General features: G+C 38.2%; 16 protein-coding genes. 3 read left to right on the plus strand and 13 right to left on the minus strand.

The window, feature by feature from the left end; genetic code table 11:
• Nucleotides 1-4 precede the first annotated feature (4 nt).
• Both ACFO5Y_RS01775 and ACFO5Y_RS01780 read right to left on the minus strand, forming a co-directional pair.
• Nucleotides 5-820, minus strand: coding sequence for an NAD kinase (locus ACFO5Y_RS01775; RefSeq protein ID WP_197104519.1), 816 nt, complete (start codon nucleotides 818-820; stop codon nucleotides 5-7).
• On the minus strand, nucleotides 817-1,479 hold the full coding sequence (locus tag ACFO5Y_RS01780; protein ID WP_331459522.1) for a GTP pyrophosphokinase: 663 nt from the start codon (nucleotides 1,477-1,479) through the stop codon (nucleotides 817-819). Before ACFO5Y_RS01780 ends, ACFO5Y_RS01775 begins: the two co-directional genes overlap by 4 nt.
• Nucleotides 1,480-1,652: 173 nt before the next feature.
• On the opposite strand from ACFO5Y_RS01780, the gene ACFO5Y_RS01785 reads away from it, so the two are divergent.
• On the plus strand, nucleotides 1,653-2,243 hold the full coding sequence (locus ACFO5Y_RS01785; RefSeq protein WP_197104520.1) for a CYTH domain-containing protein: 591 nt from the start codon (nucleotides 1,653-1,655) through the stop codon (nucleotides 2,241-2,243).
• Between the two features lie 85 nt (nucleotides 2,244-2,328).
• The gene (locus ACFO5Y_RS01790) at nucleotides 2,329-2,994 is read left to right on the plus strand and encodes a DsbA family protein (RefSeq protein ID WP_197104521.1); all 666 of its coding nucleotides are present in this window, start codon (nucleotides 2,329-2,331) and stop codon (nucleotides 2,992-2,994) included.
• Nucleotides 2,995-3,161: 167 nt separating this feature from the next.
• Here the strand turns inward: ACFO5Y_RS01790 and ACFO5Y_RS01795 are convergent, their stop codons facing one another.
• The 9 genes from ACFO5Y_RS01795 to ACFO5Y_RS01835 form a co-directional block, all read right to left on the minus strand.
• Nucleotides 3,162-4,160 (minus strand): bile acid:sodium symporter family protein, encoded by a 999-nt coding sequence (locus tag ACFO5Y_RS01795; protein ID WP_197104522.1) that lies wholly within the window; start codon nucleotides 4,158-4,160, stop codon nucleotides 3,162-3,164.
• A gap of 334 nt (nucleotides 4,161-4,494) precedes the next feature.
• Nucleotides 4,495-5,358, minus strand: a complete 864-nt coding sequence (locus tag ACFO5Y_RS01800; protein WP_197104523.1) for a prephenate dehydrogenase — start codon at nucleotides 5,356-5,358, stop codon at nucleotides 4,495-4,497.
• 13 nt (nucleotides 5,359-5,371) lie between these two features.
• Nucleotides 5,372-6,226: a prephenate dehydratase gene (locus ACFO5Y_RS01805; RefSeq protein ID WP_197104524.1), complete on the minus strand. Its 855-nt coding sequence runs from the start codon at nucleotides 6,224-6,226 to the stop codon at nucleotides 5,372-5,374.
• A 153-nt stretch (nucleotides 6,227-6,379) separates the two neighbouring features.
• Nucleotides 6,380-8,143 (minus strand): ABC transporter ATP-binding protein, encoded by a 1,764-nt coding sequence (locus ACFO5Y_RS01810; protein WP_197104525.1) that lies wholly within the window; start codon nucleotides 8,141-8,143, stop codon nucleotides 6,380-6,382.
• 13 nt (nucleotides 8,144-8,156) lie between these two features.
• The gene (locus ACFO5Y_RS01815; RefSeq protein ID WP_197104526.1) at nucleotides 8,157-9,890 is read right to left on the minus strand and encodes an ABC transporter ATP-binding protein; all 1,734 of its coding nucleotides are present in this window, start codon (nucleotides 9,888-9,890) and stop codon (nucleotides 8,157-8,159) included.
• A 135-nt stretch (nucleotides 9,891-10,025) separates the two neighbouring features.
• The gene (gene rplT / locus ACFO5Y_RS01820) at nucleotides 10,026-10,382 is read right to left on the minus strand and encodes a 50S ribosomal protein L20 (protein WP_138404823.1); all 357 of its coding nucleotides are present in this window, start codon (nucleotides 10,380-10,382) and stop codon (nucleotides 10,026-10,028) included.
• Between the two features lie 29 nt (nucleotides 10,383-10,411).
• Nucleotides 10,412-10,609 carry a 50S ribosomal protein L35 gene (rpmI, locus tag ACFO5Y_RS01825; protein WP_138404822.1) on the minus strand — a complete coding sequence of 66 codons (198 nt, stop codon included), beginning with the start codon at nucleotides 10,607-10,609 and terminating at the stop codon, nucleotides 10,412-10,414.
• A 33-nt stretch (nucleotides 10,610-10,642) separates the two neighbouring features.
• A complete protein-coding gene (infC, locus tag ACFO5Y_RS01830) occupies nucleotides 10,643-11,173 on the minus strand; it encodes a translation initiation factor IF-3 (RefSeq protein ID WP_197104527.1) in 531 nt (176 codons plus the stop codon).
• 198 nt (nucleotides 11,174-11,371) lie between these two features.
• Complete coding sequence (locus ACFO5Y_RS01835) at nucleotides 11,372-12,535, minus strand: O-antigen ligase family protein (protein WP_197104528.1); 1,164 nt, start codon at nucleotides 12,533-12,535, stop codon at nucleotides 11,372-11,374.
• 201 nt (nucleotides 12,536-12,736) lie between these two features.
• Here ACFO5Y_RS01835 and ACFO5Y_RS01840 point away from each other — a divergent pair, with 201 nt between their 5' ends.
• Nucleotides 12,737-13,927 (plus strand): D-alanyl-D-alanine carboxypeptidase family protein, encoded by a 1,191-nt coding sequence (locus ACFO5Y_RS01840; protein WP_197104529.1) that lies wholly within the window; start codon nucleotides 12,737-12,739, stop codon nucleotides 13,925-13,927.
• Between the two features lie 334 nt (nucleotides 13,928-14,261).
• Here the strand turns inward: ACFO5Y_RS01840 and istB are convergent, their stop codons facing one another.
• Together istB and istA are read right to left on the minus strand one after the other, a co-directional pair.
• Nucleotides 14,262-15,011 (minus strand): IS21-like element helper ATPase IstB, encoded by a 750-nt coding sequence (gene istB, locus ACFO5Y_RS01845; protein WP_209494333.1) that lies wholly within the window; start codon nucleotides 15,009-15,011, stop codon nucleotides 14,262-14,264.
• Complete coding sequence (istA, locus tag ACFO5Y_RS01850; protein ID WP_380706328.1) at nucleotides 15,004-16,545, minus strand: IS21 family transposase; 1,542 nt, start codon at nucleotides 16,543-16,545, stop codon at nucleotides 15,004-15,006. The genes istB and istA overlap by 8 nt, the downstream gene beginning before the upstream one ends.
• Nucleotides 16,546-16,838 lie beyond the last annotated feature (293 nt).

The following is a 16,838-nucleotide window of genomic DNA, read 5'->3' on the forward strand; positions in this document are numbered from 1 at the left end:
TCCTTTAAAGTGATTGTTTTCTTCCAATAAACGCATTTTCAACTCGGTCCCAAAAATGGGTATGTTTAAAGCTTGCGAATTGAATCCGCTGTTTAGCAACTTGACAAGTCACTTTGGATACTTCGTAATTCAACCAACTTTGATTATCTACAGAAAGAATCGCAGATTGCGTGTTTTCTGGTTTCAAAGTAAACCATTCATCTGAAGGGATAATAATTGGTGAACTTAAGGTACGATACACCCGATTATTAATTGAAGCCATCTCAGTCATTTGAATCGCATCCAGACGTGGATGGATGACTGCTCCTCCTAAAGACTTATTCAGACCCGTTGATCCGGTTGGTGTTGAAATACTAATCCCATCACCACGGAAAGTCTCGAAGAAGTGGTCTTTAATATAGACATCACTCACCATGGTTCCCATCGTTGAACGGATGGAGAATTCATTTAGAGCTAACATCTTCTTACATCGCCCATCTTCTAAATGAATTTCGACATCGAGTAAAGGATAAGACACTGATTGATCGGATGCATTTAATAATCCATCCACAACCGCATCTACTTCATCGCTGAGCCAATCTGTATAGAAGCCTAAGTGTCCGGTGTGAATTCCGACGAATTTCGAATGTTCAATATATTGTTTGAAATGATGGAAGGCAGATAAGAAGGTTCCATCTCCTCCAATTGAAATAATAAAATCTGGTTGCTCACGTTCATCCACAATTTCAATCTGGTGTTTATTTAATTTGTTTGTGAGCTCTGTCTTAATTGATTGAGATTGAGGTTTTGTATTTGAATAAATTAGTACCGTTGGTTTCATTGATTTACCTCATAATTTCCTTTGTATATTGCTGTCTCTGGGTCCTCGTATCTTTGTTCAAAGAATTGAGTCGCTTCTCGAATCTCTTCTCGAATCTCTGACATTTCTTGATCCAACATAAATGCTGCCTCGGAAGCTCTTTCTAGTCTCTCAAGAATATGATTTGGATATTCTCCTTGATACTTATAGTTCAACGAGTGCTCAATTGTCGCCCAGAAGTTCATCGCTAATGTTCTAATTTGAACTTCTACAATGACGGTCTCTACATTCTTTGCGCGTTGCACTGGGTATTCAATGACCATATGATATGATCTGTAGCCACTTGGCTTATGATGGTGAATGTAGTCACGGATTAATAATACTTTAAAATCCGTCCGCTCTTTAATTAATTCGGCTACTTCATAGATATCTTCAACAAATTGACACATGATACGGATTCCAGCAATATCTTGAACACCAATTAACATATCTTCAGGTTCAATTTCTCGCATTTCCATCTTCTCGAGAATACTCTCACGTGTCTTTACACGTCCTGTAACGAACTCTATCGGCGTATGGCGGTGTAAAGTTCGGTATTCTTTTCGAATATTCTTTAGTTTCAGCTTTAATTCTTCTACAGCTTGTTCATAAGGAGCTAAGAATAAGTCCCAATTCTCGATAAAATTATCTTCTATCAATTTAGTCACCGACTTTCTTATTTTTGTATAAGTATATTTATTTGCTTATATTAATGAATTATTATAGGATATATGACGGACTGTAATTGACATACAGTTTTTTTATTTTTGTATATATTACATTGTACATAATTTAGCTAAGAAAGGATATATACATGGTATCTTCAATTGAAAGAGAATTAAAAACATTAATTAATAAAGCCGAATATGACAAGCTTTATACTTATTTTAACTTACAAAATCAACCAAAGATCATTCAATCCAACTACTATTATGATACAGCAGATGAAATTTTCAAGCAAAATAATGCAGCGCTGAGATTAAGAGTATTTGATGATGGTCAAAGTGAATGGACCATTAAAGAAAGAGTCTCTGAACTCGAATCGATTGAATTAACACAGTTCAATCAAGATAAAGTAACAGACGCGCCAGACGCACTCAATGAAGACATTATTTATTCAGCTGATATCCAAGAGTTTATCGCTTCAAGAAATATCGTCTGGGCTGATATTAAAAGAACGATGAGTCTCACTACAGAACGTTATAATATCGAAGTTCCTTATGGATTATACGCCTTAGACCATACTCAATATCCACAAGCTGAAGATTACGAATTAGAACTTGAATCTCAAGATATTGAAGTTGCTTTAGAGCAATTTAATTCACTATTAGCGAGTGTTGATATATCCTACAAACAAGCAGAAACGAAGTTAGCACGCGCACATCGATACTTTACAAATGAATAAATGAACAAGCCTATCATTCGCTAATAGTTTACTTTATTGTTAATATTAAGTATACCAAATATAAGAAAGGAGGAGGACTATCTAAATGAGTCAATATCAGATCGAATATAGACACAATGGCGTTTCAAGTGTATTTGAATTATTTTTATTCGTTAACCCATTAGGGAGAAACTGTTACACTTGTCAACAAGAAGTTTTAAAATTAATTGATTTAGTAGCGTCAAACATAGATTTGCACATCCTACCTTTTCATAATCAACGTTTAGTTGAAGACTTTATGCAACAACTTGGTATCAAAAAAACAAACTTGCAGGAGAGAAATTACATCTTTCAATCGGTGTACCGAGCATCTCTCGCTTATAAAGCAGCGTGTATGCAAGGGAAACGATTAGGTCGTTATTTCTTAATGCGCCTTCAGGAGACAATCAATGGCGATATTTCTAAATTTAGTGCAGACTTCGCAATTGATCTTGCCAAAGACGTTGGACTAGATGTCGAAATATTTCAACAAGATATGCGGTCGGACTTTGTTAAACAATTGTTCTTAAAAGACCAAAAGACTGCCATCGATATGTCAGTTGAATCTTCCCCTTCTCTAGTTATTTATGAATACGTCACTGGCGAAGCAAGATTATTGGAAGGTTATCCAATAACTTTAGAAACAATCTTAGATGAGATTGATGCTTTAATATGTGATGGCACTGATCATGAAGAATCAGGTGCGAATGTACCAACTTTACGGCTACTATAAAACTTAATTTAACGGGGGGCTGAAATAGCGCCCCTCTTTTTTATGCACATAACAAGAGGCTCACCAACTGTGGACAAATGTCACCACGATTGTTGAGCCTTTTTTGTTTGGGTGGGTGCGCGTGTTTTTCACTCACTTACCTATTGTCACTCCACATAAATCTCAAATTAATGTGTTCTTTGTAAAGCTGTTGCTCTCGCACTTCTTGCTCGCACAGCTGCTTTTCCTTCCTGGGCTTCTCTCATGTCTTTCTTAGCACATAAACTACCAAACATCATCCCAACAAGTGTATGGACGATCGTACCCGCTGCACCCGCTAAGGCTGCTTCTGGAGAAAAATGTGTTAAACCTAAACTTGCGGATAGTCCTGTGTTTTGTGCCGCAACTTCAATCGCACACGTACGTTTCGTTGTCGCAGAAGCATTGAATAACCCATAGATAAAGTATACAACTGCATAAGCTAATAAATGATGAACCAGTACCGCCAGGACTACTGTTAGACCACCGGTTAATAAATTCTCACGGTTGACTGATACTGTTCCAGCAAGAACTAAAAGTACCGCAATCGATGAGAATGATGGCATCGCTGTCTTGATTTTTTCGGATTTGTCGCCTAAGAGATGAGACACAACTAAACCTAAGACAATTGGCACTAATACGATTTGTGTAATTGATAAGAACATTGGCCAAAAGGCAATCTCAATAAATGCTCCCCCATAAGTAGCAATCAAGAGTGGTGTCACGAATGGTGATAATAATGTAGACACCGTTGTAGCACTCACTGACAGTGGCACATTCCCATTAGCTAATAGAGCCATAATGTTCGATGCTGTCCCTCCTGGAACTGATCCAACAATGATTAAACCTAAAGCAACATCTCCTGATAGACCGAATAATTTCGCAATGGCAAAAGCGCTCAGTGGCATAAATAAGTATTGGATGGCAGAAACCATAAGCACGCTCGTTGGGTTTTTAAGAACATGAGCAAAGTCAGATGCTTTCATCGTTAAGCCCATAGTGAACATAACGATTTGAAGTAATAAACTCACATAGCCACTTAAAGGTGTGAAAAAACTTGGGAACACTAAGGCTAATAAAGCCGTTAATGCTACGAACATTGACAGATTACTTGTAAACGCGCTGTTAAACTTTTTAAATAAATTCATGGATGAATCCTCCTATTATTGTCTGTGTAGTTTGATAAATATGAACGTCGCTTTCAATGTCACTCATCGTTTTACCACTCCTTTGAATAATAAAAACCCCCACTCTAGATTACTAGAATGGGGGTTTGTTATCTGTTCCCATTCATTCAAGACGAATAGGACTTTTTAAACTGATTATAAAATCAATTTAACAAGTCCGGTCTTTGAATGACAATAATAATATTGTTGAAATGGGTGAACATAAGATAACCTCTTTTATCATTTATTTTTAATGTGGTTATAATATAACTTAGATGAATTCTAATTGCAAGGATTTTAATGCTTTAAATTGAAATTAGATCATTAAGTCATTTTTTTCTAAATCTACACGTCGGCGAGTAGCTTCAATAAAGGTTTCTTCTAATTCCCGCTTGTTGTCTGTTAAGAGCGCTTCTTTAATTTTTGTCATTTCTGCTTCAAATTCGCTAATAACTTGAACCAGCACATCTTTATTATTCAACATTAATTCTGACCATAGATTCTCATTTAACTTCGCAATTCGAGTTAAATCTCGGTAACTGTCACCGATGAATTGAACAGTATTCCGTTCAGGTTGATCACTATTAATTAAGGCCGCTGCAATACAGTGGCATAATTGACTCGTATAAGCGATTAATTCATCATGAACAATTGGCGTTACTTGAGTTAATCTTTGGAAGCCTATCTTCTTAAGAAGGGCTTTAAAAATTTCCATATTCTCTGGCTTATTCGAAGCGAGTGGCGTTAATACATAATTCGCACCTATAAAAGCCGTGTGGTCTGAGTATTCAAAGCCTTGAGACTCTCGCCCTGCCATCGGGTGGCCAAAGATAAAGTCCACTTGCTTAGGGAGAATGGGTACGATACTGTCAATCACGTATTGTTTAATCCCTGTCGTTTCCGTTAGGATGGCACCCTCTTTGAATGAGTCTGAATTTTGAAGAATGAACTCTTTAATATTCTCAGGATATAAGGCAATAATGACGATGTCGGCACGTTGTAGAATCGTTTCATTCTCGACTTCACCTTCAGCAATCACGCCAGCTTCCATCGCTTGATCGAGTGCCGCTTGGTCTTTATCAATTCCCATCACATAATAATTCGAACTGTCCGAAGCCTTAAACGCTTTCGCAAAGGAACCTCCGATGACACCTAATCCAACAATCGCTATCTTTTGCATATTTATCCCCTTCCTAAACTTCTAAATAAATACTCTTTGACACTTGATCAAATTGCCCCATGATTTGGAGGTATTCTGATACTTGATCTAAAGTCTGAATCAAAATATTCACAGGTGAACTCATCTCTTTAATCGACACTTCAATAAAGAATCCATAAGTAAATGGCTGATTCTCAATCGGTCTAGCACTTAAGTTTTGTAAGTTACAATTAAAAATATCAAACACTTGAAGCAATTTAGATAAAGCACCCGATTCGTGACGTGTCTCAACATACAAACTTAAGCAAGATCCGGTATATTCCTTTTCTTGAATCTTTTCAATCACATAAAAGCGAGTCGTATTCGTTGATTCGTCTTGCACATTCTCCATCAATGGAACTAAATGATGTAACTCCCCTGCTCGTGGACTCGCAATCGCAGCAGTATCTGGACGGTTCAATGTCTGAATATACGACGCCGCTTTTGCTGTATCTTCATACACTTTACTTTCAATCAGTGGATACGAATTGAAGAATACCTGACATTGCGATAAAGCTTCAGGGTGCGAATATACCATCTGAATGTCTTCTAAGCGACTCCCTTCCACTCCCCATAAAGTATGTCGAACAGGTTGGTAAGCCTCTGAAATCGCCATGACAGGCTTATAACGCAGTAAATCTGTGACACGTGCAATAATTCCGGTCGTCGAGTTCTCAACTGGAACGACAATTAAATCCAACTTGTCATCTAACAAATCATTCACGACCGACTTAAAGTCCCCATAAGGTACTGGTACCGACTCCGTCTTCGTATCTTCCAATGTCTTTATATAATCTTGCAACGTTGCCTCACTATAAGAACCAGCAACTCCTTGATATCCTATACGCATCCAAATTCCCCCAAAATAAAAACACACAGTACCTCAGATTGCTCTGATGAGTGACTGTGTGTTTAGTGTATTCAATGTCACTTTCCATTAACTATTGCTAATATTGTAATCGATATTAGCATTAAATGAAAGGTTACATTGAATCTTCATATATTAAGCGTTAAATTGACTTTGATATAAGTCAAAGTAGAAGCCTTTTTGTTCTAATAATTGTTCATGGTTACCATGTTCAATTATTTGCCCATCTTTCATCACTAAGATACGGTCGGCATCTTGAATGGTTGAGAGACGGTGGGCAATAACGAAACTCGTACGCCCTTCCATTAAGCGTTCCATCGCTTTTTGAATTAACTGCTCTAGACGCGTATCAACTGAACTTGTCGCCTCGTCCAGAATCAAGATTTTAGGATCAGATAATAAAGCACGGGCAATGGTTAGTAATTGTTTTTGACCTAGAGAAATATTACTCGACTCTTGGTTCATTCGATTCTCATAACCCCCTGGTAACGTACGGATAAAATGATCCACGTTAGCCGCTTTGGCAGCTTCAACAATTTGCTCATCTGTCGCACCTAAATTACCGAAACGTAAATTTTCTTTAATCGTTCCTTCGAACAACCAAGCATCTTGTAATACCATCCCGAATTGCTCGCGATATTTTTGTCTTGAAACGGCTCGGTTATCTACGCCGTCCAATCTAATCGATCCTTTATCCACATCATAAAAGCGCATCAGTAAGTTAATCATCGTTGTCTTACCTGCACCCGTTGGACCGACAATCGCAATCGTTTCACCCGGTTTAACCTTTACAGAGAAATCTCTAATTAATGGTTTTGTTGGAGTGTATTGGAAAGAAACATCATCGAAAGTCACTTGCCCTGTAACAGGTGAAGGTATTTCTTCCGTTACTTCGTTCAATTCTTCTTCTTGGTCTAATACTTCCCAAATACGTTGCGTTGCAGCAACCGCCGCTTGTAATAACCCCGTAATTTGAGTCACCATTTGAATCGGTTGGTTAATTTGCCATACATATTGAGTAAAGGCTTGTAAGTTACCAACTGTTAAGCGTCCTGCAATCGTAAACATACCACCGACCACCGCAACAACTAAGTAAGCTAAGTGAGATACGACGGACACTAAGGGCATCATTAAACTTGATAAGAAACTTGCTTTAAAGCCGATATCTGCTAACTCTCCCGTAATCGTACGGAACTCCTCTACAGAACTATCTTCACGCCCATATAAACGAATAATATTAAACCCAGTAAAGTTCTCTTGAACGAAACCGTTCATTCTACCTAAGACATCCGCTTGTTTCTTGAAGTGTTGTTGAGAAATCTTCACTACACTTTGAGCAACAAAGTAAGATATCGGCATACTAATAAATACAATAAGCGCTAATTGCCAATTCAAAGTCAGCATCATGATCGTGACAAAGATAATCGAAAAGAATGCCGTTGTCACTTGAATAATTCCTTGTTGCAGTGAGTTGGAAACTGTCTCAACGTCACTAGTAATACGTCCTAAGATATCTCCAAATTGGTTACGGTCAAAATAAGCCACGGGAAGACGGTGAATCTTACGGATGATATCATCACGTAAATCACGGGTCATGTTCTGAACCGCAATTGTAATGTAGACGTTCGAACCATAATTTGTCCCTTGGACAATAAATCCACGAATGACATAAACAATTAGAATGGTAATAATATATTCATAATTGATTGCCGCTCCTTCAGCTCCACGGGCGATATCCACGACGTTTTGAGTGATTTCTGTAATAGCTAATCCTAATACGAACGGCTCAATCACAGTCATTAACACGTTAATGATTAAGAGGATGAGGGCTAGGATTAGTTGTTTGTTATAGTTTTTTAAATATTTCCATAAATTTCCAAAAGTTTTTATTTCTTTCATCTAGCTCACTCCTTTACTCTTCTATTGTTTGATTTTTCATTTGTGAATTCGCAATATCACGGTAAATTTCGTTCTCTACCATCAATTCCTCATGCGTTCCGCGTCCGACAATCTCACCTTCGTTTAAAACGATGATTTGATCAGCATTCATAATTGAGCTCACACGTTGAGCAACGACTAATACCGTTGAATTTGTTGTCACTTCTTTCAAGCGACGACGTAATTCCGCATCGGTCTTATAATCCAGTGCAGAGAAACTATCATCAAAGATATATACATCGGGCTGTTTCACAACTGCACGCGCAATCGATAGTCGTTGCTTTTGTCCACCAGATAAGTTTGTTCCACCTTCAGCTAAGAATGAGTGGTAACGTTCTTGAGTCTTATGGATAAAGTCACTTGCTTGCGCCACATCACTGGCACGTTCTAATTCGTTTTCCGTTGCATTGTATTTCCCGTAACGTAAGTTTTCACCAATCGTTCCAGTGAATAACAATGCTTTCTGAGGAATGAAACCAATCTTTTGACGTAAAGCTTTTAAGTTATAATCACGTACATCCACACCATCGATTATGATACGTCCTAAAGTAACATCGAAGAAACGCGGAATAAGTTGAACTAAAGTCGACTTACCACTTCCGGTACTTCCGATAAAGGCAACCATTTCTCCAGGTTTCGCTTCAAAACTAATATTATGAAGGACTGGATTCTCAGTTTCTCCTGGATAAGCGAATGTCACATTATCAAAAGTTACGTAACCATGTGTTTCAGTTTGAGTTATACCGTCTTCATTCACAGAGATCGAAATCTCGGTATTCATTATTTCCTGTAAACGATTCGAAGAAACGTTCATTCTTGGATACATAATGAATAATTGTGAGAACATCATCACTGAAAATAAAGCGTGAAAGGCATATTCCACAAAAGCAACCAAGTTACCTACTTGTAATTCTCCAACTGCTAAAGGTTGTAGCGATAGTCCCATAATAAGAACAATCATCCAAACTAGGATATGCATGAAGATTGGGTTTGCTGCTGCCATTAATTTGAATAAACGCGTGGCGATATTTGAATAATGACGACTTTCTTTATTGAAACGATCTTCTTGATACTCCTCACGAGCAAAAGAACGAATCACACGTAGTCCTGTTAAATTCTCTCTCGCATATTGGTTAATTGTATCTAGAGACGTTTGTTGCGCTTCAGATAACGGTCTAGATTTCTTAGCAATGACATAAATCGCAACTAACAGAAACGGCATTGACGCAGCTACAATCCAAGCCAATGACGGACTGGTTATAATGATCATCACAATACTTCCGAAGAACATTAACGGTGTATTCACACCTAAACGCAGTGACATCTCAGCGAACTGCATTAACACGAATGCATCGTTTGTTACACGCGTTACTAAAGATGGAACACCAATCTTTTCAAATTCTTCATGTGAGAACTTTTGCGTATAATCGAAGATGTCATTACGCATATCTCGGATCATGATATTGGTTAATTTACTTGAGGCATAGGATAATAGAATACGTCCAAGTGCACCCAAGATAATAATCCCTAACATCACCATAGCTAGGGTAAATAATAAACTTTGATTCCCTGGAATAATTGCTTGGTCAATCATAATTGATAGCACTGTAGGTAAGCCTAAGTTTACTAATACAAAAAAAAGGCTTCCGAACACATCTAATGCAAGCAGTCCGGGATAATTCTTAATATAACGCCAAATATAATTCATATGATTCCTCCTTTGTCTAATTTCTATCTTAAACATCCGTATTTATTATGGCAACAAATACAGATGTAATACTTCATTTTTTTGGTAATTTTAACAATAAAAAAGGAGTCTCATTACTGAGACTCAAATCTTAGATTAAGCTAAAGCTGCTTTTGCTTGCTCTACTAAAGCTGAGAAAGCTGCTTCATCGTTAACTGCTAAGTCAGCTAACATTTTACGGTTCATTTCGATACCTGCTTTTTTTAGACCATTCATTAATACACTATAGCTCATTCCGTTCATACGAGCTGCTGCGTTAATACGCGTAATCCATAAACGACGGAAGTTGCGTTTTTTCTGACGACGGTCACGGTAAGCGTAAGTATGAGATTTCATGACTTGTTGTTTAGCCATCTTGAATGAAATACTTTTTGCTCCGTAATAACCTTTTGCTAATTTAATTGTACGTTTACGACGTTGACGAGTAACGTATCCACCTTTAACACGTGCCATTGTGAATTCCTCCTTTTAGTTCGTTGATATTATAGTTGTGAAATTTGTTGTTTGATGCGTTTGAAATCTGAACTAGATACTAACGCTGCTTTACGTAATTGACGACGTTGTTTCTTAGTTTTACCGTGGAAACGGTGAGAAGTAAAGGCTCTAGAGCGTTTTAATTTCCCTGAACCTGTCTTTTTAACACGCTTTGCTAATCCACGATGTGTTTTTTGTTTTGGCATGATAAATCCTCCTATGTTTTAAATAATAATGTTCTATTCTTCGCTACTTATTGGAGCAAGAATTGCGAACATGCTACGTCCATCCATCTTAGGTTTAGTTTCAACAGTTGACACTGCATTCGCGTCATCAAGGAAATCCATGATAACGTCGCGTCCTAAGTCTTTATGCGTAATTGCACGACCGCGGAATCGAATTGAAACTTTAACCTTATCTCCTTTTTCAAGGAATTTAATTGCTTGACGTAATTTTGTTTGGTAGTCATGGTCTTCAATCCCTGGGCTTAAACGAATTTCTTTTAAGCTGACAGTTTTTTGATTCTTACGTTGCTCTTTCTCTTTCTTCTGTTGCTCATAACGATATTTACCGTAATCCATGATTCGAGCGACAGGGGGTTTTGCGTTAGGAGACACAAGCACTAAATCTAATTCAAACGACTCGGCAATAGTGAGAGCATCCTGAAGAGACTTAACGCCAATTTGTTCGCCTTGATCTCCAATAACACGTAACTCACGTGCACGAATGCCATCATTGATAGGTAATTCTTTTATGATCTCCACCTCCATGTATTTTGAGAAACAAGTAACAATAAAAAAAGCAAGTTTATAAAATATAATATAAACTCGCCGTTAAATATAGACACACCACTCCTAGTGGCAGACTATATATTTGCCAAATTCACTTTGGCGAGAAACGGCTCGTTTCTACTTGTTTTCTCAACCAACACATAGTACCACATAGATTATCGAAGTGCAATGCTTTTTTTAATTTATTTTGTTTTTTTCTGTTAATTGCTGTATTGGCAAGATAACTGCCAGGAAAATGTACCCCGTTTGTGTCCAAAGGATCGACACATCCATTAATCCATGGACAATAACAGTCACGAGCATCGTTGAAATTAAAGCAAATTCCTTACGGTACTCCATCTGCTTCGCTAATCTGACTATAGACTTTAAGTAATCTTTCATCATAAAGCCTAAGATTATGACCCCGATGACACCATAATCAGCTAACGTATTAATACCTAACTGATGTGCATGCATATCTGCCTTATCTGTATATAAGTAATATAAATTCATATAACTCATGGCCCCACGACCAAACAGCGGATTACTCATAAAAATCTGCCAACCAACATCCCATAGCGCAAACCGATCCTGAAAAGCGTAAGCAATCGAGCTAAACCTAGGGATTAAGTCTGGATTGATGAATAAAGCAATCCCTCCAACTGCTGCCAGTCCCAACATATACCATACATAGGAACGCTTCGTCCAAAAGACAAACCAAACAATCGCCACCGCGACTGTAGGGAGTACCATCCGCGAAGCCGTTAGTAAGATACTCATGATATTCAGGACAAACGAAAGATAATAGTAGGCTTTAAATCTCTTAGCATAATCACTCTTTAATAGTAGATACATACCAATATTAATCGCAAAGATACAATATAAGCCGTAATAATTCGGATTAAAGAACGTCGACTCTGCCCTCGTCTGAACATTCGCATATTGGAATACATAGAGTAAAGTGTAACCTTCGCGGAATACATAAGAGACATAGACAAAGAGTGCATAGATGGCGACAGGAATACTTCCAAGTACGAAGATATTCAACGTCTTCAAGTATCTTTCTACTGTGACCCACTTCAAGTAACTACTAAAGTAAATCGCAAATAAGAAAAAGACTAAGGTGACTAACACACCAATATAGTTTTGATTAATTAATGAAACGATTAGAACATAAAGTATAAATATGCTCAACCATTTGTTTTTAATAAACGTTCGCATTGTTAAACTACGTTTCTGCCATATTAAGTAGGTAATCGCAAGCAATAGTACAACAGCGTGAAGATAAATAGGTAGTAATATGGCAATAGAAACAATATAAAACAAATTAGGCCGAATATATTTTTTCCAAGCCGATTTCATTTCTCATCCCCCTCAATGTGATTATTTACATTATAGTCTACTTTATTACTTTTTAATAATACAAATTCAAGAAAATGCATAAACAAAGTTTGAATTTTGTGTGAAAAGATATGTAATAAAGTAAAAATATTCCAAGGCTATTTGAAAAGCGTAAATAGTTCGCTATAATTAATTGGTATTAAATTTGAGGAGGTCATCACTTTGTTCAATAAACGAACAATAAAGTGGCTTACCGTGCTTTCTTTATCAAGCATGTGTTATGCCAATCTATATCCAACTACAGCCCAAGCTGTAAGTAAAACACCTATCTTTAACTCTGACAATGTATTGTTAGAACCTTCAGAACCAATTGGAATGCCAGAAGATTACCCTAGTGAATTGCAAGAATGGTACGATAGTAATATGGACGCTCGTTCGTATGTCGTGATTGATCAAGAAACAAACAAAATTCTTGCCAATCGTGAAGGGAATGTTCCTTACCCAATTGCTTCAATGACGAAAGTATTATCAATGTACTTGATCTATCAAGCCTTAGATGAAGGCACTTTGAAACTTGACCAAGAGATCGAGATTCCAACAGAAATAGTGGAAGATATCTCATCTAATGTGGAACTATCAAACGTCTGGTTGGTAGAAGGGATTACTTACCCCGTTGAGGATCTAATGTATGCCGTCATGTTACAATCTGCCAATGATGCGACTTCTGCTTTAATGTGGGAGATTTACGGTAGCGAACAAGCTGCAGTTCAAGCGATGCAAGACAAGTTAACTGAGTGGGGAATTACAAACGCTCAGATCTACTCTACGTCTGGTGCACCAAATATTGAAGTGCCTGAATCATGGTGGATACCTGGTTCGAATGAGATGAGCGAGAATACGATGTCCGCAGCAGATATGGCCTTAGTTGCCCAACATACGATTGAAGAATATCCACAAATCTTAGATATTACATCAACCCGCGAATATACCTATATGGAAGGTACAGACGAGGAACAAATTTTATTCAATCCAAACCAATTACTTGAAGGTGGCACTTATGGTCGTTCTGGTATTACTGGCTTGAAGTCTGGTTTCACTGATGCTGCTGGATTGAACTTTGTGGCAACAGGTAATCAAGCAGACCGTGACTTTATTGTGGTAGCGATGGGAACTTTCGGTGAAGGTATGAGCTCATACTGGGAGATCGAAATCCTGTTAGACGGCTTATTAGATCATCCAGATGTGGTCGACCTTGACCTTCCTACTAACATCAAAGCACAAGAACCTGCTGAGGAATTAGTGGAAGAAGCAGCCCAAGAAGATCCAGCGACAGAAGATAGTACCCCAATTGAAAACAACCGTGACAATGCGATTACTAACTTCATGCGAGATATCTTTGGAGTGTTTAATTAATTATATGACTAAAGAGATGCATGGATACATCGCTCTTAAAGAGCCATCTCGTCGGACATGATTGAACCACCTAAATCGGTCTTAGCTGAACCAGGCAAATCGGCACAATTGAACCACTCTGTGGTTCTTTTTTATTGCCACCATGGTATAACTAAGACGTGAGTGAAACTCGCAAAATATTATGGAGGTGGCTAACATGCCCAATTATATAGAAATGCTTCGGTTATACGAAGCGGGATTTAGCTTAAGGCAAATGTTAACGTCAAGTAGAAATCGGCACTTTTTGCCAATTAGTTTTCTGCAGATTCTGCTAGATAAGATTCGGCACTTATTTCTAATCAAAAACTCGTTGCCGATGTTTCATTCGATAACTTTCATCGTCCATCTGAATAAGCTCTACCCGATGGAGAAGGCGATCCAGAATAGCTGTTGCGACTCCTTCATCGCCTAATAGTTCTCCCCATTGATCTGGACTCTTATTTGAAGTCAGAATGATTGAACTACGTTCATATAAGTAGTCAACTAGCTGAAAGAACTGGTTTGCCTCCATTGGATCCATAGCCATATACATCAAGTCATCGATGATCACTAAGTCAGATTTTTTAATCCGATTTAATGCAATCTGTGATTTCCGTGTATAATCGCTTGTTTTCAGAATCGTCGTCAGTTCTCCCATCGGGAGAAACATGACTTGATACCCTTGCTCGATCACTTCTAATCCAACTCCTACTGCTAGATGAGTTTTGCCGACACCAGGCGGTCCAAGAAGAATGAGGTTGTATTGCTGCTCTAACCAATTCATTTCCTTCAGCTGGCGCATTTGCCGCTCACTGAGGCTTGTTTGCTCACTTAAATCATAGTCCTCAAGCGTCTTTTGATAAGGGAATTTCGCCCATTTTAAGCGACGGGCTTTGTTTTTCTCTTCTCGCTTTGTTAGTTCGTATTTCAAGAGATGGTTTAACAGTTCATAATAAGTCCAAGATTTTTGCTCAGCCTCTCGCATGAATGCAGGAAGCTCAAGCGAAACCTCAGATAATCGCAGCTGTTTAAAGGCCTGCTGTAAATCTTCCAAGCCATTACTCATTCACTTCACCGCCCAAAATTTTGACATACTCACTGATTGAGCGTGTGGATACTTGAATACCTGATGAAGCAGTCGAAGAGATTGATTCGATTCCTCTTGGAATATCTCCCGGCTTGTGCTGGTTTAAATAAGCAGCGACGTCTCTAAAATCATTGGCGCTCCATAGTTCGTTTTCAATACAATGTGCGAGTGCCGCATCCCGTTCTTGGGGGTATGTTTGAATGCTCTTTTCCAAGACCATAAACTGATCGCGTACATACCGTTTATACTTTTCCGTTATTTTATCAATAAAGAGAATGGCTGCCTCTTCTTGTTCGAATAGGTCAATCATGGCTGTGCGGTATTTTTGCAGTGTTTTTTCCCGATCACGACCGTGGTTGCGATTTTTTATCAATTTGCCTTTTTCTAAAGAAAGGGTATGCCGCGCAATTTCATCACCTGTAATCTTATGTAGAATAACCAATTCTTGGCCTTTTTCATGAAGATAGACTTGATTTGAACCGACGGTTTTATAGGTACCAAGCGGTACCGAATAACGGTTCCCTCTAAAGCGAATCGTATTGTCTTTATTGACGGTAGCTGTTATACTATTTCTGAAAGATATATCTTTGTGTTTGATTGAAGAGACTGGTTTCAAGTGTGCTTTTTCCAGAAGGAACACTGAATCTGGTCTCTTTTTCGTTGTGCCGTGTACTTTATGATTTCCTGTGCGTTCCAGCCAGGAACGAGATTTCTCATTCCAGTCATCAAGTCCATCATAGACCCGATTCTTTGCGAAGTTAGCCTTTACATAACCGACGACACGTTCAATTTTTCCTTTTGTTTCGGGATCTGACCCGCGGCACAAGTAAACATCAAAACCTAAGGCTTGTTGATATGCTTGAAAGACTTGGGTGAGTAAAAGGTCTCCGGCGTTCTCGCTGACCGCGATTAAATTGTCTTGGTCATAAACCATTTCTTCAGGCATTCCGCCCAAGTGACGAAAGGCATTTTCATGCGAACGAATGGTATCTTGTGTTGTAAAGGGCCGGTCCAACCATTCAAGATATTTGTAGCGGCTATGCGATAAAACAAAAGAGATAAAATACAGCTTGATTTCTTCTTTGCTTCTTGTCTTTTGCTTCGTTTGACCCCAATCCACTTGGATTTGCGCACCCATCTCTACTTCGGGAATGGCTTCATATTGCCGGGTTTTTTTACGTTTAGGGATCGCATACTGATCTCTCAGATATTTGATATACGACCGTACCGTGCTTGAGCCGACCTGAAGATCCGGATATTCTTCCAATAGCCAGTCCTCAATTTGAGCAGCCGATAAATCGCTGTGCTCCTTCAGCCACTCCAGAATTATGTCTGCGTAAGGATCTAATTTCTTGGCTCGATTTTGTAAAGTATATGTCCATTCGGACATTTCCTTAAAGTCCTTTGCCAGATATTTCCTCACCGTGTCTCGATTCACTCCAACTTTTCGTTCAATTTGACTTTTATTGAATCCCAATCGATGTAATCGATGGATTTCATGATAAATACTCATCTTTTTTTCGTTCACCTTTCATCCTCCAATTCAATTGATACTGCAAAAGTATAATTGAATTGGTTCTTTTTTTGGAATAAAGTGCCGAAACTTATCTAGCAATAATTGCTGAATCTAATTTAGCATTAACAGCAAATCGCTAAACTCGTCTCTTCTGGTCGAAACACCGTCACTAGAACTATCAAAATCGCACAAGAAAAGGAGTTATCATACGATGAAGTATCGCAATGGTCCCGTCATGAATTAGAAACTATGTTCCAATTGGATAGAAACAAAAAGGATCAACCTGTTTC

The sequence above is a fragment of the Ruoffia tabacinasalis genome (assembly GCF_042652985.1).
Lineage (GTDB): Bacteria > Bacillota > Bacilli > Lactobacillales > Aerococcaceae > Ruoffia > Ruoffia tabacinasalis.